Consider the following 23,795-nt stretch of genomic DNA (forward strand, 5'->3'; position numbering starts at 1 on the left):
GTCCCGTTGTGGACGGCGTCAGACGTCGAGGGCGCGGAGCACCAGGCCGGAAGCCGGTTTCGGGCCGAAGGACGTCGACTTGCGGGGCATCGTGACGCCCTGGCGGGCCAGTTCGCGGACGACCTCCTCGCGAACCGGGTGCATCAGCACCGCCGTGCCGCCGTCGCGTTCGGCCTTCTCCACGGTGGCCGCCGTGTCGTGGATGTAGGAGATGTGGGCCGCCGAGTCGTCGGCGACGTGCCAGACGTGGGCGAGGAGCGTGGCGTGCAGGACGGTGGCGTCCAGGGTGCGCCAGGCCTCGGGCCGGTCGGTGGGGACCGTGCGCGCCAGCAGGCCGGGGTCGGGCAGATCGACGAGGTGGAAGGCGCCGTCGCCGGCGAGGAGGAAGGCGTTGCCCGCGTCGGCCGCCTTCGCCAGGGTCTCCAGGGACCCGTCCAGGGACGTGTCGAGGCGGCGGACGCGGAAGTGCCCGTCCAGGGCGGCCACCGCGTCGCGTACCGGGACGTCGTGCAGCAGGCGGTGGATGGCGCGGACGCGGAGCGGATAGCGGACCGTGTCGACCAGGAGGACGAGACCGTGGTCCCAGGGACTGGGGGAGGGGTGTTCCGCGCGGAGGGTGCGGTAGGTGGCCCAGCGGTGGTGGCCGTCCGCGATGAGGGCCTGCTGCCGGGACAGCTCGGTCCGGACGCCGGCCACGGTGTCCGGGTCGGTGACCGACCACAGACGGTGGCGGAAACCGTCCTCCGTGGTCGTGGCGAGGAGCGGCGGCTGTGCGGCCGTGCGTTCCACGAGGCCGGTGGTGACCGGTGTCCCGCCGTCGCCGCGGTAGGTCAGGAGCAGAGGCTCGAGGTTCGCCCGGGTGGCCCGCATGAGGGCCGCGCGGTCGGCGACGACGTGGGGCATGACGTCCTCGTGCGGCAGGACCACCTGCTCGGAGGGGTCCGACACGCGCACGGCGCCGATGATGCCGCGCTGGAGCATGCCTTCGCCGTCGCGCTGTTCGTAAACGTACAGGCCCGGTTCGGGGTCGGTGGTCAGGACGCCCTCCGCGGTCCAGCGCCGCAGGGTGCGGGCGGCCTGCTCGTTGCGCGCCTCGGGCGTGGCGGCCTGGGGCAGGATCAGCCGGACGATGTTGTACGGGTCGGCCGACTCGAGGTGGAGCAGGCCGTCGGGGCGGACCACGACGTCGTAGGGCGGGGAGGTCACGGCGGCCAGGCTGCCGACCCGGTCGGGGTCGTAGCGGAGGCCTCGGAACGGGGTGAGTTCCAGGCCCCGGCGCGCCGTTGCTTCCGGGTGACCTGCAGAGTTCATCCCGGCATCGTACGTGTGTCAGTGGCATGGGGGATGATCGGGGGAAAGGCGACGAACGAGGAGCGATGCGGAATGAGCCGGAGCGTCAGGACGAGTCCCGAGGGCAGTGGGCGGGCTCTGAACGAGGCCTACGACACGGCGCTGCTCGACCTGGACGGCGTGGTGTACGCCGGGGGGAACGCGATCGCTCACGCCGTCGAGTCCCTCGGCACCGCCCGGGACGGTGGTATGCGCCTGGCGTACGTCACCAACAACGCGCTCCGGACGCCCGGCACGGTGGCCGCGCACCTGACCGAGTTGGGGATAGCGACGGACGCCGGTGACGTCATCACCTCGGCGCAGGCGGTGGCCCGGCTGATCGCCGAGCAGGTGCCCTCGGGGGCGCGGGTGCTGGTGATCGGCGGCGAGGGGCTGCGCGTGGCGCTGCGCGAGCGCGGTCTCGAGCCGGTGGAGTCGGCCGAGGACGATCCGGCGGCCGTCGTGCAGGGATTCGGCGGCCCGGAGCTGCCCTGGGGGCGGTTCGCCGAGGCCTCCTACGCGATCGCGCGCGGTGTCCCCTGGTACGCCTCCAACACCGACCTGACCATCCCGGGCGCCCGGGGGATCGCCCCGGGCAACGGCGCGGCGGTGGAGGTCGTGCGGATCGCGACCGGTGCCGAGCCGCAGGTCGCGGGGAAGCCGTTGCCGCCCATGCACCGGGAGACGATCCTGCGGACCGGCGCGCAGCGACCGCTCGTGGTGGGCGACCGCCTGGACACGGACATCGAGGGGGCGTTCAACGGGGAGGTCGACTCGCTGCTCGTCCTGACCGGCGTGACCGACGGTGCCCAGCTGCTGGCGGCGCCGCCGCAGCACCGGCCGACGTACGTCGACGCCGACCTGCGCGGGCTGCTCACCGGCCAGCCGGAGGTCACCGGTGACGCGGACGACGGCTTCCGCTGCGGCGGCTGGACGGCGACGGCCGGTGCGGAGCGGCTGGAGCTGACCGGCGACGGCGCGGAGCTGGACGGGCTGCGGGCCCTGTGCGCGGCGGCCTGGACGGCGGGCGGCGAGCAGGGGTGCGGGCTGGACTCGGGGAAGGCGCTGGCGCGGTTGGGGTTGTGAGACGGCGTACGGGGGAAGGCGCCCGTTCACGGGCCGGAGTGGGCCAGAGCTTGTCGGTGCCTGTCGGTGCCTGTCGGTGCCTGTCGGTGCCTGTCGGTGCCTGTCGGTGCCTGTCGGGCCGGGGCCTCTTGGCGGCCTCGGGATCATGATCGATTGGCAGGGTAGGCTAACCTAACTGCGTGTTGGTCGAGAGTCCCCCCGAACAGCGCGCGGAGACCGCTCCCGCGCCGCCCGCCAAGCGCCGTGTCCTGCGTGCTGCGGGGCTGCCCGTCTCCGTCGCGGTTCTGGTGTTCGTCGCGTTGGCGAGCATCGCGATCGGCGCCAAGGACCTGTCCCTGGCACAGGTCTGGCACGGTCTCTTCCACGACTCGGACACCTACGGCGACGTCGTCGTCGGCGAGCGGCTGTCGCGGACCGTGCTCGGCCTGCTGGCCGGCGCCGCCCTCGGTCTCGCGGGAGCCGTGCTCCAGGCGCTGACCCGCAATCCGCTGGCCGATCCCGGGCTGCTCGGCATCAACGCGGGCGCCTCGGCGGCGGTCGTCACGGCCATCACCTTCTTCGGCGTCACCTCGCCGACCGGGTACGTCTGGTTCGCCTTCGCCGGTGCGGCGGGGGTCGGCGCGCTGGTCTGGTTCCTGGGCGGCAGCCGGGGGGCCACACCGGTGCGGCTGGTGCTGGCCGGCACCGCGATCAGCGCCGCGCTCTTCGGCTACCTCCAGGCCGTGATGATCATGGACGACGCGGCCCTGGGCCGGATCCGCTTCTGGACGGTCGGTTCGCTCGCCTCGGCGACGACCGGGACCATCAAGGACGTGCTGCCCTTCTTCGTGACGGGCACGGTCCTGGCGCTCGCGCTCTCCCGGCCGCTCAACGCCATGGAGATGGGCGACGACACCGCCAAGGCCCTCGGCGCCAACCTGAACCGGACGCGGGCGCTGTCCATGCTCGCCGCGACCGTGCTGTGCGGGGCCGCGACGGCGGCCTGCGGGCCGATCGTCTTCGTCGGGCTGATGATCCCGCACATCGTCCGTTCCTTCACCGGACCCGACATGCGCTGGATCCTCCCGTACGCGGCGATCCTGTCCCCGGTGCTGCTGCTCGGCGCGGACGTGCTGGGCCGGATCGTCGCACGGCCCTCGGAGCTCCAGGTCGGCATCGTCACCGCCGTACTCGGCGGGCCGGTCTTCATCTTTCTCGTACGACGGCGGAGGACGGCCCAGCTGTGAAGACCGGCAAGACCGTGAAGACCAACCGTGCCGTGCGCACCCCGGGCGGGCTGTCCCTCCGCCTCGACGTGCGGGCCACCGTCGTGGTCGCCCTGCTGCTGCTCCTCGCCCTCGCCGTGAGCGTGCTGCTGATCGGCACAGGGGACTTCGACATACCGGCCGTCGACGTGCTGAAGACCCTGGTCGGCCAGGGCGACGCCGGGCAGGAGTTCATCGTCAACGAACTGCGGCTGCCGCGGGTCCTGGTCGGGTTGCTGGTCGGCGGGGCGCTCGGCGTCGGCGGCGCGCTCTTCCAGGCCATCTCCCGCAACCCGCTGGGCAGTCCGGACGTACTGGGCCTCGGGCAGGGTGCGACGGCCGGCGCGCTCATCATGATCGTCCTGTTCTCCGGCAGCTCGGCCCAGGTCACCGTCGGCGCACTGGTCGGCGGCCTGGTGACCGGCGTCGCCATCTACCTGCTCGCCTGGAAGCGGGGCGTGCACGGATACCGGCTGGTCCTGGTCGGCATCGGCGTGTCCGCGATCGTCACGGCGGTCAACGGCTACCTGCTCACCCGCGCCGACATCGTCGACGCCTCCCGCGCCGTCGTCTGGATGACCGGCACCCTCAACGGCCGCGACTGGGACCAGGTGTGGCCCCTGCTCGCGCTGTGCGCCGTGCTCGTGCCGCTCGTGCTCACCAACGGACGGGCGCTGCGGATGATGGAGATGGGCGACGACATCTCGTACGCCCTCGGGGTGCGCGTCGAGCGGGTGCGGGCGCTGCTGATGGTGGCCGCCGTCCTGCTCACCGCCTCGGCCACCGCCGCCGCCGGACCGGTCAGCTTCGTCGCGCTCACCGCGCCGCAGCTCGCCCGGCGCCTGACCCGCTCGCCCGGACCCAACCTGGTGCCGTCCCTGTGCATGGGCGCCGCCCTGCTGGTCAGCGCCGACTGGATCTCGCAGCGGGCCTTCGGCGCCGACCAGCTGCCCGTGGGCGTCGTCACCGGCGTACTGGGCGGCGTCTACCTGCTGTGGCTGCTGGTCACCGAGCGCAAGGCGGGCCGGATATGAGCGCCGGCGGCGCCACCCGCAGCGGGGCCGGGAACCAGAGGAGCGAGAACCAAAGGAGCAACGTGAACCGCCTGACCGCCGAGAACGTCACCCTCGCCTACGACCAGCGGGTCATCGCCGAGAAGCTGTCGGTGGAGATACCCGACAACTCCTTCACGGTGATCGTCGGCCCGAACGCGTGCGGCAAGTCCACCCTGCTGCGGGCCCTGTCGCGGATGCTCAAGCCGAGCGACGGCCGGGTGCTGCTCGACGGTTCGGTCATCCAGTCGATGCCCGCCAAGAAGGTGGCGCGGACCCTCGGCCTGCTCCCGCAGTCGTCCATCGCGCCCGACGGCATCACCGTCGGCGACCTCGTCGGCCGCGGCCGCTACCCGCACCAGGGCATCCTGCGCCAGTGGTCGGCCGAGGACGAGCGGGTCGTCCAGGAGGCGATGGCCCAGACCGGCATCGCCGAGCTGGCCGACCGCTACGTCGACGAACTCTCCGGCGGCCAGCGCCAGCGCGTGTGGATCGCCATGGCGCTCGCCCAGCAGACGCCGCTGCTGCTGCTCGACGAACCGACGACGTACCTGGACATCCAGCACCAGATCGACGTCCTCGACCTGTGCGCGGAGCTCCACGAGGAGCAGGGCCGCACCCTGGTGGCCGTCCTGCACGACCTCAACCACGCCGCCCGCTACGCCACCCACCTCATCGCCCTGCGCGGCGGGGAGGTCATCGCCGAGGGGGCGCCGAAGGACATCGTCACCGCCGACCTGGTCGAGCGGGTCTTCGGGCTGCGCTGCCAGGTCATCGACGACCCGGAGACGGGTACGCCGCTGGTGGTGCCGGCCGCCCGCAAAGGACGCACCAAGCAGGCGAACGAGCAGACGGACAAGCAGACGGACAAGCAGACGGACAGGCAGACGGACAAGCAGGTGAAGACGGTCGCTACAGGAGCTTCCTGAGCCGGAACAGGTCGCGCAGGCCCGCTTCCAGCTTCACCCGGCCCGAGCCCCAGGCCCTGGCGAAGTTCAGATCGCCCGCCACCAGGGCCACCAGGTCGTCGCCGGTCATCGACAGCCTGATCTCGGCCTTCTCGCGCGGGGGCCCCTCAAGGGTCTCGCGCACGTCGATGCGGCCGTCCGCCATGCGCCCGGCGAAGGTGACGTCCAGGTCGGTGATGTGGCAGCTCACCGAGCGGTCCAGCTCCGTGGCCGCCCGCACGTCCCCTTCGGCGCCGCGCATGCTGTCCGAAAGCTTCTCGAGTGCGGCACGGCACTCCTCAGTCGTCGCCATCGCGACCGACCGTACCCCAGCACCACGCGGTAGCGTCGGGGCATGAGCGACGCAGTACCTGAGCCGGAGCCGCGACCGGAGTCCGAGGAAGCGGAGCCCGGGGCACGCCCGGACACCGGGTACGAGCCGGCCGCCCCCGCCCCGCTGGACGTCCCGCGCGCCCCCACCGGGAACGCCGAGGTCGACGCCCGGCTGGCGAGGCTGGCCGACGCCGACCACCTCGCCACCGACGGACATGTCGAGGTGTACGAGGATGTACACCGGGGGCTGCGCGACGCGCTCACCGCGCTCGACGCCCGCCCGGGACCTCCGGAACCTCCGGGGCGCCCGGGACCCCCGTCGCCGTCATCACCGTACGACCGCAGGAGCTGAACCGAACGTGGCAGGAGTCGCACGCCGCCGTCTCGACGCGGAGCTGGTGCGCCGCAAGCTGGCGCGCTCGCGCGAGCACGCGAGCCAGCTGATCGCCGCCGGGCGGGTCACCGTAGGCAAGACCGTCGCGACCAAACCCGCCACGCAGGTCGAGACCGCCGCGGCGATCGTGGTGACCGCCGACGGCGACGACCCCGACTACGTCTCGCGCGGCGGCCACAAGCTCGCCGGCGCCCTCGCCGCCTTCGTGCCGCGGGGGCTCGTCGTCGAAGGACGGCGGGCCCTGGACGCGGGCGCCTCCACCGGTGGCTTCACCGACGTACTGCTGCGGGCGGGCGCCGCGCACGTCGTCGCCGTGGACGTGGGATACGGACAACTCGCGTGGAGTCTCCGGCAGGATGAACGCGTCACCGTCAAGGACCGTACGAACGTACGCGAGTTGACGCCGGAAGCGATCGATGGGGAGCCCGTGGACCTGGTCGTGGGGGATCTGTCCTTCATCCCGCTCGGACTGGTACTGCCCGCACTGCGGCGGTGCACCCGGCCGGACGCCGACCTGGTGATGATGGTGAAGCCGCAGTTCGAGGTGGGGAAGGAACGGCTGGGCAGCGGGGGAGTGGTACGCAGCGCGCAGCTGCGGGCCGAGGCCGTGCGGGGAGTCGCCCAGAAGGCCTGGGAGCTGGGTCTCGGGGTGGAGGGGGTCACCGCCAGTCCGCTGCCGGGCCCCTCCGGGAACGTCGAGTACTTTCTGTGGCTGCGGGCCGGCGCCGCCGCACTGGACCCGGCCGATGTTGACCGTGCAGTGGCGGAGGGGCCGCGTTGACACAGAACCGAGCGCGAACTGTTTTCCTGCTCGCCCACACCGGGCGCCCCGCCGCCATCCGCAGCGCGGAGCTGGTGGTGGGCGGGCTGCTGCGGGCCGGGATCGGCGTACGGGTCCTGGAGGCCGAAGCCCGCGACCTGCCGCTGCCGGGCGAGGTGGAACTGGTCGGCGAGGCCACCCCGCAGTGCCTGGACGGGTGCGAGCTGCTGATCGTGCTGGGCGGCGACGGCACGCTGCTGCGCGGCGCCGAGTTCGCCCGCGCCTCCGGGGTGCCGATGCTCGGCGTCAACCTCGGACGGGTCGGGTTCCTCGCGGAGGCCGAGCGCGACGACCTCGACAAGGTCGTCGACCGGGTGGTGAACCGCGCCTACGAGGTCGAGGAGCGGATGACCGTCGACGTCGTCGTGCATCGCAACGGCGACATCGTGCACACCGACTGGGCGCTGAACGAGGCCGCCGTGCAGAAGGCCGGCGCGGAGAAGCTGCTGGAAGTCGTCCTGGAGATCGACGGGCGGCCGGTGACGGGCTTCGGCTGCGACGGGATCGTGCTGTCGACGCCGACCGGGTCGACGGCGTACGCCTTCTCGGCCGGCGGTCCCGTGGTGTGGCCGGAGGTGGAGGCGCTGCTGATGGTGCCGATCAGCGCCCACGCGCTGTTCGCGAAGCCGCTGGTGACCTCGCCGGACTCGGTGCTCGCGGTGGAGGTGCTGCCGCACGTCCCGCCGGGGGTGCTGTGGTGCGACGGGCGGCGGACGGTGGAGTTGCCGCCGGGGGCGCGGGTGGAGGTGCGGCGGGGGGCGGTGCCGGTGCGGCTGGCTCGACTGCATCACGCGTCGTTCACGGATCGGTTGGTCGCGAAGTTCGCGTTGCCGGTGTCCGGGTGGCGCGGGGCGCCGCATTAGCGGTCTCGAAGGGGTGGTTTCGGTGCGTCGCGGGGTGCGGGCCCGTTGTGGCTGGTCGCGCCCCGCGGCGCAGCCGCTGTCAGCACAGCCCCGCGCCCTGAGGGCATGACCCTTCCCGGCGTGACAAGGGTGGGCTGTGTGCGCTTCGCGCCCTCGACCTCGTATGGTCGTGTCCGTGCTTGAGGAGATGCGGATACGGTCGCTCGGAGTCATCGATGACGCCGTGGTCGAGCTGTCGCCCGGGTTCACCGCTGTCACCGGTGAGACGGGTGCGGGCAAGACCATGGTGGTCACCAGTCTCGGGCTGCTCCTGGGCGGACGCGCCGACGCGGCGCTCGTGCGGATCGGGGCGAAGAGCGCGGTCGTCGAGGGGCGGATCGCCGTGCCCGGCGACGCCGCGGCCGCCGTGCGGGCCGAGGAGGCCGGGGCCGAGCTGGACGACGGCGCGCTGCTGATCAGCCGTACCGTTTCCGCCGAGGGGAGATCGCGCGCGCATCTGGGCGGGCGGTCGGTGCCGGTGGGGATGCTCGCCGAGCTGGCCGACGAGCTGGTGGCCGTGCACGGGCAGACCGACCAGCAGGGGCTGCTCAAGCTGTCCCGGCAGCGACAGGCGCTCGACCGGTACGCGGGCGACGCGGTCGCCGGGCCGCTCGCCAAGTACGCCGAGGCGTACCGGCGGCTGCGCGCCGTCGCCACGGAGCTGGACGAGATCACCACCCGCGCGCGGGAACGCGCCCAGGAGGCCGACCTGCTGCGCTACGGCCTCGACGAGGTCGCCGCGGTCGAGCCGCGCGCCGGTGAGGACGTGGAGCTGGCGGAGGAGGCGGAGCGGCTGGGCCACGCGGAGGCGCTCGCGTCGGCCGCCACGGCCGCCCACGCCGCCCTGGCGGGCAATCCCGAGGATCCCGAGGGCGTGGACGGGGCGACGCTCGTCGCGGGCGCGCAGCGGGCCCTGGACGCCGTACGGTCCCACGACCCGGCGCTGGCCGCGCTCGCCGAGCGGATCGGCGAGGTGGGCATCCTGCTGCGGGACGTGGCCGGGGAGCTGGCCGGATACGCCGACGACCTGGACGCCGACCCGCTGCGTCTCGCGGCGGTCGAGGAGCGCCGGGCGGCGCTCACCGCGCTGACCCGTAAGTACGGCGAGGACATCGCGGCCGTGCTGAGCTGGGCCGAGCAGAGTGCCGCGCGGCTGACCGAGCTGGACGGCGACGACGAGCGGATCGGCGAGCTGACCGCCGAGCGGGACGCGCTGCGGGCCGAACTGGGCGGTCTCGCGCAGGCGCTGACCGACGCGCGCACCGAGGCCGCCGAGCGGTTCGCCGCCGCGGTGACCGCCGAGCTGGCGTCGCTCGCCATGCCCCACGCGCGCGTGTCGTTCGAGATCCGGCAGACCGAGGACGAACAGGGCGTCGAGGTCGGCGGGCGCACGGTCGCCTACGGGCCGTCGGGCGCCGACGAGGTCGAGCTGCTGCTCGCCCCGCACCCCGGAGCGCCGCCGCGGCCGATCGCCAAGGGCGCGTCCGGTGGTGAGCTGTCGCGCGTGATGCTGGCCGTGGAGGTCGTCTTCGCGGGTACCGACCCGGTGCCGACGTACCTGTTCGACGAGGTCGACGCCGGAGTCGGCGGCAAGGCGGCGGTGGAGATCGGCCGGCGGCTCGCACGGCTGGCGAAGAACGCGCAGGTCGTGGTCGTCACGCATCTGCCGCAGGTGGCCGCGTTCGCCGACCGGCAGCTGCTGGTGGAGAAGACCGACGACGGCTCGGTGACGCGCTCCGGCGTGAAGGTCCTCGAGGGCGAGGAGCGGGTCCGGGAACTGTCCCGGATGCTCGCCGGCCAGGAGAACTCGGAGACGGCCCGCGCCCACGCGGAGGAACTGCTGGAGACGGCCCGGGCGGACCAGTAGCGGCGGCGGGGCCCCACGCGTGCGGGATGCCGGGGCCGCCGGGGCCGGGGCCGCCGGGGCCGGTGGAGCACCACACCGGTCGGGCCGTCGGCCGTCCGCCGGCCCGCGTCGGCCGTCCGCCCCCGTCCTTCGTGCCCGCGCCCCCGTCTTTGTGCCCGCGCAGGCCGTCCGCCGTGCCGGCGTCGGCCGTGTGCCCTGCCCGCGTCGACCGTGGCCCCCGGCGTGACTTCGGGGCGTACCGGCGGGCTGAGTCACAATCACTCGTACGAGTGAGGCGGTTCCCCGCCGTCGTCCCACCGTCGGTCCGGTCCCGGTGGCCGTCGTGCCCGGAACACCCGTACGGCCTGGCATCCTTGACGGAGCGGCGCACCGGAATCCGCGCGGCGCGCCCCGTCCGCACCATCCTTCTGTACGTTCTTCGTGACCGTCCCCCACCGAACCAGGAGCCCCGGGCCAGGTGACCCCCGTGAGCAGCCACTCACCGCACGGCCAGTCGCCGCTGCGCACCGTGCAGGTGCTGGGCGGCGGCAACGCCGGCAGCAGCGCGCACGTGCGCTCACTGGCCGCGGGGCTCGTCGCACGGGGCGTGAAGGTGACGGTGTGCGCCCCCTCCGATGCGGAGTGCACCTACGACTTCACCGGCACCGGGGCCGATCACGTCCACGTGCCGCGCAGCAGCGACCCCGTCTCCGTGGCCGCGCTGCGGACGGTGTGTGCGAACGCCGATCTGGTGCACGCGCACGGGCTGCACGCCTCCTTCCGGGCCGTCCTCGCCCTCGGCGGGCGGCGCGTGCGCACTCCGCTGGTCGTCACCTGGCACGACCGGGTGGCCGCCGAGGGGGCCCGCGCCCACCTGCTGCGCGTGCTGGAGCGGCGGGTGATGAAGGCCGCCACCGTCGTCCTCGGCGCCACCTCGGAGCTGGTCGACGGGGCGCGGCGGACGGGTGCGCGGGACGCCCGGCTCGGCCCCGTCGCGCTCCCCGCCCGGCCGGACCCGCATCCCGGACCCGAGGACCCCGACCGGCCGCGCTCCAAGGTCCGGGCCGAACTCGGTGCCGTCGACCGCCCGTTGCTGATCGCGGTCGGCTCCCTCGACCCGCACCGCGGCTACGACGTCCTGCTCGACGCCGCCCGCGGCTGGCGCCGCCTCGACCCGGCGCCGATGGTCGTCGTCGCCGGAGAAGGGCCGCTGCGCGGGGAGTTGCAGGCGCGGATCGAGGGCGAGGAACTGCCGGTGGTCCTCGTCGGCAGCCGCGACGACGTGCCCGAACTGCTGGCGGCGGCCGACCTCGCGCTGCTGCCGAGCCGCCGGGAGCCGGGGCGTTCCGTGCTCGCCCAGGAGGCCCTCCACGCGCGCGTACCGCTCGTCGCGAGTGACGTCGGCGGCATCCCCGAACTGGTCGGCGACGCCGCCGAACTGGTGCCGCCCGGCGACGCGGAAGCGCTCGGCGACGCCGTGGTGGGCCTGCTCGACGCCCCCGCACGACGCGAGGAGCTGCGGGAGCGGGGCGTACGGCAGGCGGCCACCTGGCCCACCGAGGACGAGACCGTCGCCCAGGTCCTCAGCATCTACGACGAGTTGACGCAGCCCACGCCGTTGCTCTAGGCATCCGTCCTGGGGCCGCGGCCGCTACGGAACGTGCCGGCGGGCGCGCAGGGCCAGGCTCAACGCCAGTACGGTCTGCGGGTCGTCGAGGTCCGTGCCCAGCAACTCACCGATCCGGGCCAGCCGGTTGTAGAGCGTCTGCCGGTTGAGATGGAGCTCGCGGGCCGTCTCCGCCTTGCGGCCGGCGTGGGCCAGGTACGTCTGGAGGGTGGGCAGCAGCGGCGGTTTCGAGCGGTCGTCGTGGTCCCGCAGCGGGCCGATCGCCCGGTCCACGAACGCCGCGAGGTCCGGATGGTCGCGCAGCCGCCACAGCAGCAGGTCGATGTCCAGGCGCCGGGCGTCGTACCAGGGCCGGTCGGTGAGGCCCTGTGCCGCGGTCGCCGTCTCCGCCGCGTGCCTGAGGCCCGCCGACGCCGCCGCCCAGCCGCCGGACACCCCGACGACCACGACCGGCGGCTGGGCCCCCGGCCGCCGCATCCCGGCCCGTTCCACACCCGCCCGCAGCGCCGCCGCGACCCGGTCCGCGGTCGCCGCCCGCTCCGACTCCGAGCGCAGCCCCAGCAGCAGCGGGACCCGGCCCTCCACCGGCCGTACGCCCAGCAGCACCGGAACCCCCACCGAGGCCAGCTCCTCGCCGACCGCGCGCGCCAGCACCGCCCAGCCGCCGCCCGCCGGGGACAGGGCGTCGCCGAGCCGCATCACCACCGGGAGCAGCGGTCCCGAGCCCGGTTTGAAGCCCAGGACGCGGGCCTGCGCCGGGGCGTCGTCCGCGGTGATCCGGCCCTCGGCGAGGTCGGTGAGGAAGTCGCCCCGCCCGCGCGCCGCCAGCTCCTCCTCCTGCCGCGCCTGCATCAGCACCACGGCCAGGATGCCCGCCGCCCGCTCCGCCGCCATCCGGTGCACCGGGGCCAGGGCGGACCGTACCGGCAGCAGGACCAGGCGGGCCCGGACCGACCCGGTGCCGGGCCCGCCGCCCGGTACGTCCACGAGGACCGACCCCGCCGGGGGCGGCGCGTCCTTGTGCGGGTCCCGCAGCCCCTCCCACACCTGGAGGGGGTCGGCGCCCTCGGGGCCGGAACCGGCGGCGTACAGCAGGCGGCCGTCGGTGGTCTCCAGGAAGACGGGATTGCCGGCGAAGTCGGCCAGGATGGCGAGGACCTGGGGCACCCCGCCGCCGCCCAGCAGGGCCTCGGTGCAGCGGCGGTGCACCTCCTCGGCCCGCTGGAGCAGCGTGTAGTGGCCGTTGACGATCTCCGTGTGGATCTCCTCGGTGACCGTCACGAACGGCACCTCGCGGTGCAGCTGGACCAGCGGCAGCCCGGCCGCGCGGGCCGTGTCGACCAGCGCCGCCGGCAGCCGGGCGAAACGCGGACCCAGCTCCACCACCAGGGCCGCGATGCCGCGCTCGGCCAGCGTGCGGACGAACACCCGCTGCTCGGCGGGGCGGGTGCCCAGGCCGTATCCCGTGGTCAGCAGCAGTTCGCCGCCCTTGAGGAGCGAGGCGATGTTGGGCACCTCACCGGCGTGCACCCAGCGAACCGTGCGGTGCAGCCGGTCGGCGCCCGCGACGACCTCCGGCAGACCGCTGCGCAGCCCGGGCAGCTCCAGTGCCCGGCGCACCGTGATCCCGGCGCCCTGGGTGTCGAATCCGCTGTTCATGCCGCTGTCCATGAGCCGGACGCTACCCGGCGCGCCCCCCGCCGGGACATCCGTGGGCGCGCCCCGCCACCGGCGGCCGTGGACGCGGGCTCAGCCTCCGTACGCCCCGCTCGCCGTCAGCCGGAGGGCGGTGTCGATCAGCGGCACGTGGCTGAAGGCCTGCGGGAAGTTGCCGACCTGGCGCTGGAGGCGGGGGTCCCACTCCTCGGCCAGGAGGCCGAGGTCGTTGCGCAGGGACAGCAGCTTCTCGAAGAGCTTCCTGGCCTCGTCCACCCGGCCGATCATCGCCAGGTCGTCGGCCATCCAGAACGAGCAGGCCAGGAAGGCGCCCTCGTCGCCCGGCAGACCGTCGACGCCCTCGTCCTCGCCGTCCGTCGGATAGCGCAGGATGAAGCCGTCCGAGGTGGACAGCTCCCGCTGGATGGCCTCGATGGTGCCGATGACCCGCTTGTCGTCCGGCGGCAGAAAGCCCATCTGCGGAATGAGCAGCAGGGAGGCGTCCAGCGCCTGGGAGCCGTAGGACTGCGTGAACGTGTTGCGTTCCTTGTCGTAGCCCTTCTCGCACACGTCCCGGTGGATGTCGTCCCGCAGCTGCTTCCAGCGCTCCAGCGGGCCGTCCGCGTCGCCGGACTCGATCAGCTTGATGGTGCGGTCGACGGCGACCCAGGCCATCACCTTGGAGTGCACGAAGTGGCGGCGCGGGCCGCGCACCTCCCAGATGCCCTCGTCCGGCTCCTGCCAGTGCGACTCCAGGTAGCGGATCAGCTTGAGCTGGAGCACCGAGGCGTAGTCGTTGCGGGCCAGGCCCGTCATGTGGCCCAGGTGCAGGGCCTCGGTCACCTCGCCGTAAACGTCCAGCTGGAGCTGGTGGGCCGCGCCGTTGCCGACCCGGACCGGGGTGGAGTTCTCGTAGCCGGGCAGCCAGTCCAGCTCCGCCTCGCCCAGTTCCCGCTCACCGGCGATGCCGTACATGATCTGAAGGTTCTCCGGGTCGCCCGCGACCGCGCGCAGCAGCCACTCGCGCCAGGCGCGGGCCTCCTCGCGGTAGCCGGTGCGCAGCAGCGAGGAGAGGGTGATCGCGGCGTCGCGCAGCCAGGTGTAGCGGTAGTCCCAGTTGCGGACGCCGCCGATGTCCTCCGGCAGGGAGGTGGTGGGCGCGGCGACGATGCCGCCGGTGGGGGCGTACGTCAGGGCCTTCAGCGTGATCAGGGAGCGGACCACGGCCTCCCGGTAGGGGCCGTGGTACGTGCAGTGCTCGACCCAGTCGCGCCAGAAGTCCTCGGTGGCCACCAGCGACTGCTCGGGCTCCGGCAGCGCCGGCGGCTCCTTGTGCGAGGGCTCCCACGAGATGGTGAACGCGATCCGGTCGCCCGGCGCCACCGTGAAGTCCGCGTACGTGGTCAGCGCCTTGCCGTAGGTCTCGGCCTCCGTGTCGAACCACACGGAGTCCGGGCCCGCGACGGCCACCGTGCGGCCCTCCTGCTTGTGCACCCAGGGCACCACCCGGCCGTAGCTGAACCGCATCCGCAGCTCCGAGCGCATCGGCACCCGGCCGGAGACGCCCTCCACGATCCGGATGAGCTGCGGCGCGCCGTCGCGCGGCGGCATGAAATCGGTCACCCGGACGGTGCCGCGCGGGGTGTCCCACTCGGACTCCAGGATCAGCGAGTCGCCGCGGTAGGTCCGCCGGGCCGAGGTCGGCGGTTCGGCGCCGGGGGCGTACGCCGGTCCCATCCGCCAGAAACCGTGCTCCCCGGTGCCGAGCAGGCCGGCGAAGATGGCATGCGAGTCGAAGCGGGGCAGGCACAGCCAGTCGACTGTGCCGTCCCGGCAGACCAGGGCAGCGGTCTGCATGTCTCCGATGAGTGCGTAGTCTTCGATGCGCCCGGCCACGTGCAACTCCAGTCGAACGGCCACGTCACCCCGCGTGGGGGCGGTCGCTAGTGCGGTCAGCGGTCAAGGGTGGGGTCAGGAATGTGTGTCAGTGGATGTGTGTCGGGGGAGGCGTGCCATGCGTGTCATGCGTGTCATGCCTCGTGAGTCATGAAGCAAAGCAGCCGTTCGGCCGTGAAGCCAAACGTGGTGCCCCGAACGACAATTGTTGCTCAACGAACTGACGAGCTCCCGTTGTTCCGGTGCTGACGGGCGAGGGGTGGTGCCGTGTCGCCGGGCGGGCTCGGCAGCGAACGTCCGAGCAGGATACGACGCACGTAGATGATCTGTGTGCCGCTCCGGGCAACCCGGGTCGGCCGAACGAGTGAGGAAACGGTGACGCCGCCGTCTGCGTGTCCGGACGTGCGCGGAGGGTGGCCGGAAGCCATCGCCCCGAGGCGCTGTTACGCTGGTAGCCCGTGGACCGGTGGGAGAAAAACCCCGGAACCGCAGCGACGGCGCCGCCGACGACTCCCGGTACGACCGGGGCGGAGGACGAACGCACCGCACCCCAGACCGCGACCACGGGAGCCCCCTCTTGGCCATGCCGCCCAAATCTTCGACGACCAAGCACATCTTCGTCACCGGGGGTGTCGCCTCCTCGCTCGGCAAGGGGCTCACCGCCTCCAGCCTCGGCATGCTGCTCAAGGCCCGGGGCCTGCGCGTCGTGATGCAGAAGCTCGACCCGTACCTGAACGTCGACCCCGGCACGATGAACCCCTTCCAGCACGGTGAGGTCTTCGTCACCAACGACGGTGCCGAGACCGACCTGGACATCGGACACTACGAGCGCTTCCTCGACCGTGACCTGGACGGCACCGCCAACGTCACTACAGGCCAGGTGTACTCGGCCGTGATCGCCAAGGAGCGGCGCGGCGAGTACCTGGGCGACACCGTGCAGGTCATCCCGCACATCACCAACGAAATCAAGCACCGCATCCGCCGCATGGCGACGGACGAGGTCGACGTGGTGATCACCGAGGTCGGCGGCACGGTCGGCGACATCGAGTCGCTGCCGTTCCTGGAGACCGTCCGCCAGGTCCGGCACGAGGTCGGCCGCGACAACGTCTTCGTCGTCCACATCTCGCTCCTGCCCTACATCGGCCCTTCGGGCGAGCTGAAGACCAAGCCGACCCAGCACAGCGTCGCCGCCCTGCGCAACATCGGCATCCAGCCGGACGCGATCGTGCTGCGCTGCGACCGCGAGGTGCCGACCGCGATCAAGCGCAAGATCTCGCTGATGTGCGACGTCGACGAGGCCGCCGTCGTGGCCTGCCCGGACGCCCGCTCCATCTACGACATCCCCAAGGTCGTCCACACCGAGGGCCTGGACGCCTACGTCGTCCGGAAGCTGGACCTGCCGTTCCGCGACGTGGACTGGACGACCTGGGACGACCTGCTCGACCGCGTGCACAAGCCCGAGCACGAGATCGTCATGGCCCTGGTCGGCAAGTACATCGACCTGCCCGACGCCTACCTCTCGGTCACCGAGGCGCTGCGCGCGGGCGGCTTCGCCAACCGGGCCCGCGTCAAGATCAAGTGGGTCACGTCCGACGAGTGCAAGACCCCGGCCGGCGCCAAGGCGCAGCTCGGCGACGTCGACGCGATCTGCATCCCGGGCGGCTTCGGCGAGCGCGGTGTGACCGGCAAGGTCGGCGCGATCAAGTACGCACGCGAGCACAAGATCCCGCTGCTCGGCCTCTGCCTGGGCCTCCAGTGCATCGTCGTCGAGGCCGCGCGCAACCTGGCGGACATCGGCGACGCCAACTCCACCGAGTTCGACCCGGCCACCGCCCACCCGGTCATCTCCACCATGGCCGAGCAGCTGGACATCGTGGCGGGCGAGGGCGACCTCGGCGGCACGATGCGGCTCGGCATGTACCCGGCGAAGCTGGCCGAGGGTTCCATCGTGCGCGAGGTCTACGACGGCAAGGAGTACGTCGAGGAGCGGCACCGCCACCGCTACGAGGTGAACAACGCCTACCGCGCGGAGCTGGAGAAGAAGGCCGGCATCGTCTTCTCGGGCACCTCCCCGGACGGCAAGCTCGTCGAGTACGTCGAGTACCCGCGGGACGTCCACCCCTACCTGGTCGCCACGCAGGCCCACCCGGAGCTGCGCTCGCGCCCGACCCGCCCGCACCCGCTCTTCGCCGGGCTGGTGAAGGCCGCGGTCGAGCGGAAGACGTCGAAGTAGCACACCAGTTGTACGGTTGGCCGGGGCACGCGCACTCAGCGGCGCGGGCCCCGGCTTTCGCGTACGTCTGGAAGGGCAGGTCAGCGATGACGGGCAGCACGATCAAGGACACTCCCGAGGAGTGGGAGGTCCGGGGCAGCCAGACGCCCTTCCGGGGCAAGAAGACCTCGGTCCGCACGGACGACGTGGTCATGCCCGACGGCTCCGTGGTGACCCGCGACTACCAGGTCCACCCCGGTTCCGTGGCCGTCCTCGCCCTGGACGACGAGGGCCGGGTGCTGGTCATCCGGCAGTACCGGCATCCCGTGCGCGAGAAGCTCTGGGAGATCCCGGCCGGGCTGCTCGACGTCCCCGGCGAGAACCCGCTGCACGCCGCCCAGCGCGAGCTGTACGAGGAGGCGCACGTCAAGGCCGAGGACTGGCGGGTGCTGACCGACGTCTACACCACCCCCGGCGGCTGCGACGAGGCCGTACGGATCTTCCTCGCGCGAGGGCTGTCCGAGGCCGCCGGGGAGCGCTTCGAGGTCGAGGACGAAGAGGCCGACATGGAGCTGGCGCGGGTGCCCGTCGCGGACCTGGTCCGGGGGGTGCTCGCGGGGGAGCTGCACAACAACTGCCTGGTCGTGGGCGTGCTCTCGCTGATCGCGGCGGAGCGGGGCGAGGGCGTCGACGCGCTCCGCCCGGCCGAGGCGCCCTGGCCGGCACGGCCCTTCGAGGCGTAGGCCCGTCCGGCGGATCCGGTCGGGGGATACCCGCGGCGCCTCATTGCCGCCGGTGAACGGGGGCGACGGGCCCCTCCCGTCGGCGCAGCGGAACGTGGAAGCCGGCGACCGACGACAACCCCGCTGAGGGACCCACGCCCTTGAGGCGGTGCCGGAGGGCGTGCCGCCCTCCGCGTCCGAGGCATGAGCCGCTTCCTGGCAGGTCCCAGGGGTACGGCGGTGCCCGGCGAGTCACGGGTGCGGACGCCACCGGGCGGGGCGCGCAGCCGTACGGCGTCCAGGTGCCTCCCGCGGCCGGGACCTGCCGCCCGGCGTTGGTCCTGGCTGGTGGCTGGTGGCTGGTGGCTGGTGGCTGGTGGTCGGGGTCAGGAATCAGGGGGCAACGCGTGCCTGGGGCGGGTGGCTTGGGTTGGTCGCCGGGGGCCGGGGTGCTGTCTGGAGGCGAGCTGTCCTACCCGTGGCCGGGCGCGGTCGACCGGTGCCGTTCTGGTCGGGGGCCGCGTGCGCGGGGCGGGTGGCTTGGGTCTGTCGCTGGGGGCCGGGGTGCTGTCTGGAGGCGAGCTGTCCTACCCGTGGCCGGGCGCGGTCGACCGGTGCCGTTCTGGTCGGGGGCCGCGTGCCTGGGGCGGGTGGCTCGGGCCCGTCGCCGGGGGCCGGAAGGCGCCCGGGGGGCGAGCTGGCCCGCCCCGACGCCGGGCGCGGGCCCGCCCACACTCCGGTCCCGACCAATGTGACGATCGGTTGATCCGATCAGGGGATGTGCCCGCCGCGCTCCGCCGGGAACGTCGCAGAGCGTGAACTAGGCTCGGGAAACGCCCGAACCGGGCTTCCGGCGGGCACCGGCGTGCGGTGGGATCGGGAGTGTGGCCCGTGACGGATCAGGCGGTGGACACGGACGGCGCACGGCTGTCCCACGACCCTGCTGAGGAGAACGGGTTCCTCGGCCGCACCCGGGAGCTGAAGGAGCTGCGCGCCGACATCGAGCGCGCCGGTCTGGACACCCTCTCCGGCCGCAAGGCCCCCCGTGCGCGCGTGCTGCTCATCGCGGGCCGGCCCGGCTCGGGGCGCACCGCGCTCGCGGAGGAGCTGGCCGCGCAGGTCGCCGACGCCTACCCCGACGGCGTGCTGCGGGCCCGGCTGAGCGAGCCGGACGGCACCCGCGTGCCCGTGGAACGCCTCGCCCGGGACCTGCTGACCGAGCTGGACCGCACCGCCCCGCCCGGTGCCGACGAGGACGACCTCACCGAGGCCCTGCGCGCCGCGCTGGCCGAGCGCAGGGCCCTGCTCCTGCTCGACGCCGTCGCCGACGCCGAGCAGGTGGACGCCCTGCTGCCGGACACCCCGGACTGCCTGGCCGTCGCCGTGTCCGAGGGCCCGCTGACCGGTATCGCCGACGTCCGGCCGTGCACGCTGGGGGGCCTGGACACCAAGTCGGCCGTAGAGCTGCTCTCCCGCCACACCGGCTCGGTCCGCATCACCGTCGACCCCAGGGCCGCCGAACAGCTGGTCGAGCTCTGCCAGGCCCAGCCCGCCGCCCTGACCCTGGCCGGCGGCTGGCTCGCGGCCCGTCCCCAGGCGGCCGTCGCCGACCTCGCCAAGCAGCTCCACGCGGAGAACGAGGACGGCAGCGCGCTCGCCCGCGTCTTCCGCCTCGTCTACGGGTCCCTGCCCAGCACCGCCGCCCGGATGCTGCGGCTGCTTTCCCTCGCCCCGGCGGGCCTGGTCGACCCGCACACCGCCTCCGCCCTCGCCGGCTGCTCGGTGAACGGCGCCCGCGGCACCCTGGACGACTTCGTCGCCCTCGGCCTGCTGCGCGCCGCCGGCTCGCCGCTGCCCGAGTACGAGGTGCCCGACTGGCTGCACGGGATGCTGAGGCGCCTCGCACACAAGCACGACCGGCCGGCCGAGCTCCAGCTGGCCCGCGCCCGCATGCTGGAGCGGACGGTGCGGCTGCTCCAGTCCTGCCGTGCGGTCACCGAGACCGACAGCCCGCAGGCCCGCGAGAAGCTCCTCGCCACACCGCGCGACCTGCGCTTCCCGCACCCCAGGGCCGCCGCCGACTGGCTGCGCGCCCGGCGCCCCGCCCTGCTGGCCGCCGCCCGCCTCGCGGTCGCCGACGGCGAGCTGGACACCCTGGCCCGCAGACTCATGTCCCAGCTGGTGCGGGCCATGGTCGCCCACTTCGGGACCCGGGCCGCCGCCCCCGACCTGTACGGCATCCACCGCCTCGTCCTCGACGTGGCCGAGCGCCGTGAGCTGCCCCGGGAGAAGGCCGCGGCCCTGCTGAACCTGGCCGACCTGGACGCCCGCACCGGCCGTACCGCGGAGGCCCTGGCTCGCTACCGGGCCGCGCTGGACGCCGGACGCGAGGCCGACGACCCGTACGCGACCGGCCGCGCGATGGAATCCGTGGGCGGTGCCCACCTGGAGCTGGGGGACTACGACCGCGCCGCCGACTGGTTCGGCCGGGCCCTCGCCCAGCGCCTCGCCCGGGACGAGCGCGCCGACGCCGCCCGGGTCTACGGCCGTATCGCCACCGCCCACACCTACGCCGGACGCTACGGCGAGGCGGTGCGGGCCTGGCGGGCGGCCGTGGCCGGACACCGCAAGGGCGGCGACGTGGCCGCCCAGGCGCGGGCGCTGTCCGAGCTGGCCCGCGTCCAGGAGTACGCCGGGCGCCCCGAGGACTCGCTCCGCACCTGCCAGGAGGCCGTCGAGCGGGCCCGCCACGCCGAGGACGACCGGCTCCAGGCCGCCCTGCACCTGCGGCTCGCCGACACCCTCGACCGGCTCGGCGACCCCACGGCGGCGGGCCTGGAACGGAGCGCGGCCGAGCGGATGCTGAGGGAAGATCCCGCAGACGCCTGCGAAATCCGCAGCGCAGTGACTGAAGATTAGTGCTTTGAAAGGCTAGACAGAGAGAACGCCTTCATTAGACTGGCCATGCCGCACATTCTCCTGCGGTCTCTCCCGGTGTGCCCGCGCTTGAGCGGGTATGCCTTGTAATAGCCCCATCCTCTGAGCCAAGGACCGTGATCCACGTGAAGGTCGGCATCCCCCGCGAGGTCAAGAACAACGAGTTCCGGGTGGCCATCACCCCCGCCGGCGTGCACGAGCTGGTGCGCCACGGTCACCAGGTCGTCATCGAACGCGACGCCGGCGTCGGCTCCTCGATCCCCAACGAGGAGTACGTCGCGGCCGGTGCGCGGATACTCGACACCGCCGACGAGGTCTGGGCCACCGCGGACCTGCTCCTGAAGGTCAAGGAGCCGATCGCGGAGGAGTACCACCGCCTGCGCAAGGACCAGACGCTCTTCACCTACCTGCACCTGGCCGCCTCCAAGGAGTGCACGGACGCGCTCATCGAGTCCGGCACCACCGCCATCGCCTACGAGACGGTCGAGCTGCCCAGCCGCGCGCTGCCGCTGCTGGCCCCCATGTCCGAGGTCGCGGGCCGCCTCGCCCCCCAGGTCGGCGCCTACCACCTGATGGCCGCCAACGGCGGACGCGGTGTGCTGCCCGGTGGTGTCCCCGGTGTGCTCGCGGGCCGCGCGGTCGTCATCGGCGGCGGTGTCTCCGGCTGGAACGCGGCGCAGATCGCCATCGGCCTGGGCTTCCACGTCACCCTGCTCGACAAGGACATCACCAAGCTCAAGGAAGCCGACAAGATCTTCGGCACGAAGATCCAGACCGTCGTCTCCAACGCCTTCGAGCTGGAGAAGGCCTGCCTGGAGGCCGACCTCGTGATCGGCGCCGTGCTGATCCCCGGCGCCAAGGCCCCGAAGCTGGTCACCAACGAGCTGGTGTCCCGGATGAAGCCCGGGAGTGTCCTTGTCGACATCGCGATCGACCAGGGCGGCTGCTTCGAGGACTCCCACCCGACCACCCACGCCGAGCCGACCTTCCCGGTCCACAACTCGGTCTTCTACTGCGTCGCCAACATGCCCGGCGCGGTGCCCAACACCTCCACCTACGCGCTGACCAACGCCACGCTGCCGTACATCGTGGAGCTGGCCAACCGCGGCTGGGCCGACGCGCTGCGCCGCGACCCGGCGCTGGCCAAGGGTCTCAACACCCATGACGGCAAGGTCGTTTACAAGGAGGTCGCCGAGGCGCACGGCCTCGAGCACGTCGAGCTCGCCTCGCTCCTCGCCTGACCCGCCGAGCAAGTCGACAACCGGAAAAGGCGATACGTCAACACCCGTCGTCAACCCCGCACACCCGGCCGGACCTTGCCCGACAAGGTCCGGCCGGGTGTGTGTATGGTCACTTTGCGATTCTCGGTCAACTCGCCTCGAACGTAACGCTTCAACCGATTCGCGCACCGGTGAAACCTGCTGTGCGACGGCCGTACGCCCTTGACAGAGGGATGTTTCATTGCCGACACATCGGGCCGGGTCCGGCGGATTGTGTTGCTGCGGACGGCCGACACGCCATAGAGTCGCCGAACGTCGGCATGGTGCCACGCTGACCTGTCTAGAAGTTCCCTGGTCACCAAGGAGGTAAGACGACTTGTGAATGAGTCGACATTTACTCCCGGGGGTGGTCAACCAGGAATGCCGGCACGGACCCACGGTCCCGGGCGTCTCGAGGCTGTCGGCTCCGTGGCTGTACGCACCTCCACAGCCGACCACCACAGTCCGCAGGCGACTCGGACAGCACACATGAGTATGGATGGCCAACACGTGAACGCCAGGGCCGGCGACGGAAGTGGCGCGCCACGCAACCACTTCGCCGACTACGACGAACTGCCCGAGGGTCACTTCTACGACCCGGACGCGGAGTACGAGCCGGATCCCGAGTACGCCGCCACGCTCGCGCCCGACGCGGCCCGACAGCGCCGCGAGCGCATCGGCCCGACCGGACGCCCGCTGCCGTACTTCCCGATCCCGGGCCCGCTGACCGATCACGGCCCCGCCAAGATCATCGCGATGTGCAACCAGAAGGGCGGCGTGGGCAAGACCACGTCGACCATCAACCTGGGTGCCGCGCTCGCCGAGTACGGGCGCCGGGTGCTGCTCGTCGACTTCGACCCGCAGGGCGCGCTGTCGGTCGGACTCGGCGTCAACCCGATGGAGCTCGACCTCACCGTCTACAACCTGCTCATGGAGCGGGGCATGGCGGCCGACGAGGTGCTGCTGAAGACCGCGGTCCCCAACATGGACCTGCTGCCCAGCAACATCGACCTGTCGGCGGCCGAGGTGCAGCTGGTGAGCGAGGTCGCGCGCGAGTCGACCCTCCAGCGGGCACTGAAGCCGCTGATGGACGACTACGACTACATCGTGATCGACTGCCAGCCCTCGCTCGGCCTGCTCACGGTCAACGCGCTGACCGCCGCGCACAAGGTGATCGTGCCGCTGGAGTGCGAGTTCTTCGCGCTGCGCGGTGTGGCGCTGCTGACCGAGACGATCGAGAAGGTCCAGGAGCGGCTCAACCCCGACCTGGAGCTCGACGGCATCCTCGCCACGATGTACGACTCGCGCACGGTGCACAGCCGTGAGGTGCTCGCGCGGGTCGTCGAGGCGTTCGACGACCACGTCTACCACACGGTCATCGGGCGCACGGTCCGCTTCCCGGAGACCACGGTCGCCGGCGAGCCGATCACCACGTACGCGTCCAACTCCGTCGGTGCCGCCGCCTACCGCCAGCTCGCCAGGGAGGTGCTCGCCCGGTGTCACGCCGAGTGAGTCTGCCGGGGGCCGACGAAC

General features: G+C 72.9%; 18 protein-coding genes. 14 read left to right on the forward strand and 4 right to left on the reverse strand.

Annotated elements, in window-relative coordinates:
• Nucleotides 1-18: 18 nt before the first annotated feature.
• A complete protein-coding gene (locus OHA99_RS29225; protein WP_153180535.1) occupies nucleotides 19-1,311 on the reverse strand; it encodes a DUF1015 domain-containing protein in 1,293 nt (430 codons plus the stop codon).
• Nucleotides 1,312-1,383: 72 nt separating this feature from the next.
• Between OHA99_RS29225 and OHA99_RS29230 the strand changes: the two genes are divergently transcribed.
• From OHA99_RS29230 to OHA99_RS29245, 4 genes are all read left to right on the forward strand, one after another.
• Nucleotides 1,384-2,415 (forward strand): HAD hydrolase-like protein, encoded by a 1,032-nt coding sequence (locus OHA99_RS29230; RefSeq protein ID WP_164385277.1) that lies wholly within the window; start codon nucleotides 1,384-1,386, stop codon nucleotides 2,413-2,415.
• A 179-nt stretch (nucleotides 2,416-2,594) separates the two neighbouring features.
• Nucleotides 2,595-3,641 carry an iron ABC transporter permease gene (locus OHA99_RS29235; RefSeq protein WP_153180537.1) on the forward strand — a complete coding sequence of 349 codons (1,047 nt, stop codon included), beginning with the start codon at nucleotides 2,595-2,597 and terminating at the stop codon, nucleotides 3,639-3,641.
• A gap of 14 nt (nucleotides 3,642-3,655) precedes the next feature.
• On the forward strand, nucleotides 3,656-4,693 hold the full coding sequence (locus tag OHA99_RS29240) for a FecCD family ABC transporter permease (RefSeq protein ID WP_381501715.1): 1,038 nt from the start codon (nucleotides 3,656-3,658) through the stop codon (nucleotides 4,691-4,693).
• Nucleotides 4,690-5,640: an ABC transporter ATP-binding protein gene (locus tag OHA99_RS29245; protein WP_405698357.1), complete on the forward strand. Its 951-nt coding sequence runs from the start codon at nucleotides 4,690-4,692 to the stop codon at nucleotides 5,638-5,640. Before OHA99_RS29240 ends, OHA99_RS29245 begins: the two co-directional genes overlap by 4 nt.
• Here the strand turns inward: OHA99_RS29245 and OHA99_RS29250 are convergent.
• Nucleotides 5,624-5,971: an SCP2 sterol-binding domain-containing protein gene (locus OHA99_RS29250; RefSeq protein ID WP_153180539.1), complete on the reverse strand. Its 348-nt coding sequence runs from the start codon at nucleotides 5,969-5,971 to the stop codon at nucleotides 5,624-5,626. The genes OHA99_RS29245 and OHA99_RS29250 overlap by 17 nt on opposite strands.
• A gap of 42 nt (nucleotides 5,972-6,013) precedes the next feature.
• Between OHA99_RS29250 and OHA99_RS29255 the strand changes: the two genes are divergently transcribed.
• The 5 genes from OHA99_RS29255 (at nucleotide 6,014) to OHA99_RS29275 (ending at nucleotide 11,580) form a co-directional block, all read left to right on the forward strand.
• Nucleotides 6,014-6,343 (forward strand): hypothetical protein, encoded by a 330-nt coding sequence (locus OHA99_RS29255; RefSeq protein ID WP_153180540.1) that lies wholly within the window; start codon nucleotides 6,014-6,016, stop codon nucleotides 6,341-6,343.
• 7 nt (nucleotides 6,344-6,350) lie between these two features.
• On the forward strand, nucleotides 6,351-7,166 hold the full coding sequence (locus tag OHA99_RS29260; RefSeq protein WP_164385280.1) for a hemolysin: 816 nt from the start codon (nucleotides 6,351-6,353) through the stop codon (nucleotides 7,164-7,166).
• Nucleotides 7,163-8,068, forward strand: a complete 906-nt coding sequence (locus OHA99_RS29265) for an NAD kinase (RefSeq protein WP_007388321.1) — start codon at nucleotides 7,163-7,165, stop codon at nucleotides 8,066-8,068. The genes OHA99_RS29260 and OHA99_RS29265 overlap by 4 nt, the downstream gene beginning before the upstream one ends.
• A 163-nt stretch (nucleotides 8,069-8,231) precedes the next feature.
• Nucleotides 8,232-9,974 (forward strand): DNA repair protein RecN, encoded by a 1,743-nt coding sequence (gene recN, locus OHA99_RS29270; RefSeq protein WP_194280138.1) that lies wholly within the window; start codon nucleotides 8,232-8,234, stop codon nucleotides 9,972-9,974.
• Between the two features lie 457 nt (nucleotides 9,975-10,431).
• Nucleotides 10,432-11,580, forward strand: coding sequence for a glycosyltransferase family 4 protein (locus tag OHA99_RS29275; RefSeq protein WP_405698358.1), 1,149 nt, complete (start codon nucleotides 10,432-10,434; stop codon nucleotides 11,578-11,580).
• Nucleotides 11,581-11,604: 24 nt separating this feature from the next.
• Here OHA99_RS29275 and OHA99_RS29280 read toward each other — a convergent pair whose 3' ends face one another.
• Together OHA99_RS29280 and OHA99_RS29285 are read right to left on the reverse strand one after the other, a co-directional pair.
• Nucleotides 11,605-13,251, reverse strand: coding sequence for a PucR family transcriptional regulator (locus OHA99_RS29280; protein WP_153180543.1), 1,647 nt, complete (start codon nucleotides 13,249-13,251; stop codon nucleotides 11,605-11,607).
• 78 nt (nucleotides 13,252-13,329) lie between these two features.
• Complete coding sequence (locus tag OHA99_RS29285) at nucleotides 13,330-15,132, reverse strand: glycoside hydrolase family 15 protein (RefSeq protein WP_165687410.1); 1,803 nt, start codon at nucleotides 15,130-15,132, stop codon at nucleotides 13,330-13,332.
• A 583-nt stretch (nucleotides 15,133-15,715) separates the two neighbouring features.
• Here OHA99_RS29285 and OHA99_RS29290 point away from each other — a divergent pair.
• The 5 genes from OHA99_RS29290 to OHA99_RS29310 all read left to right on the forward strand — a co-directional run bounded on the left by OHA99_RS29290 (nucleotide 15,716) and on the right by OHA99_RS29310 (nucleotide 23,774).
• Nucleotides 15,716-17,365, forward strand: a complete 1,650-nt coding sequence (locus tag OHA99_RS29290; RefSeq protein ID WP_405698359.1) for a CTP synthase — start codon at nucleotides 15,716-15,718, stop codon at nucleotides 17,363-17,365.
• 86 nt (nucleotides 17,366-17,451) lie between these two features.
• A complete protein-coding gene (locus tag OHA99_RS29295) occupies nucleotides 17,452-18,087 on the forward strand; it encodes an NUDIX hydrolase (protein WP_153180544.1) in 636 nt (211 codons plus the stop codon).
• An 870-nt stretch (nucleotides 18,088-18,957) separates the two neighbouring features.
• Nucleotides 18,958-20,985, forward strand: a complete 2,028-nt coding sequence (locus OHA99_RS29300; protein ID WP_194280139.1) for a tetratricopeptide repeat protein — start codon at nucleotides 18,958-18,960, stop codon at nucleotides 20,983-20,985.
• 134 nt (nucleotides 20,986-21,119) lie between these two features.
• Entirely contained in the window at nucleotides 21,120-22,244 is a 1,125-nt protein-coding gene (gene ald, locus OHA99_RS29305) for an alanine dehydrogenase (RefSeq protein WP_164385284.1), read from the forward strand.
• Between the two features lie 399 nt (nucleotides 22,245-22,643).
• Nucleotides 22,644-23,774 carry a ParA family protein gene (locus OHA99_RS29310; RefSeq protein ID WP_164385285.1) on the forward strand — a complete coding sequence of 377 codons (1,131 nt, stop codon included), beginning with the start codon at nucleotides 22,644-22,646 and terminating at the stop codon, nucleotides 23,772-23,774.
• The last annotated feature ends 21 nt before the right edge of the window (nucleotides 23,775-23,795 follow it).

It is taken from the genome of Streptomyces coelicoflavus, from assembly GCF_045041415.1.
In the GTDB taxonomy this organism is placed as follows: Bacteria; Actinomycetota; Actinomycetes; order Streptomycetales; family Streptomycetaceae; genus Streptomyces; species Streptomyces coelicoflavus.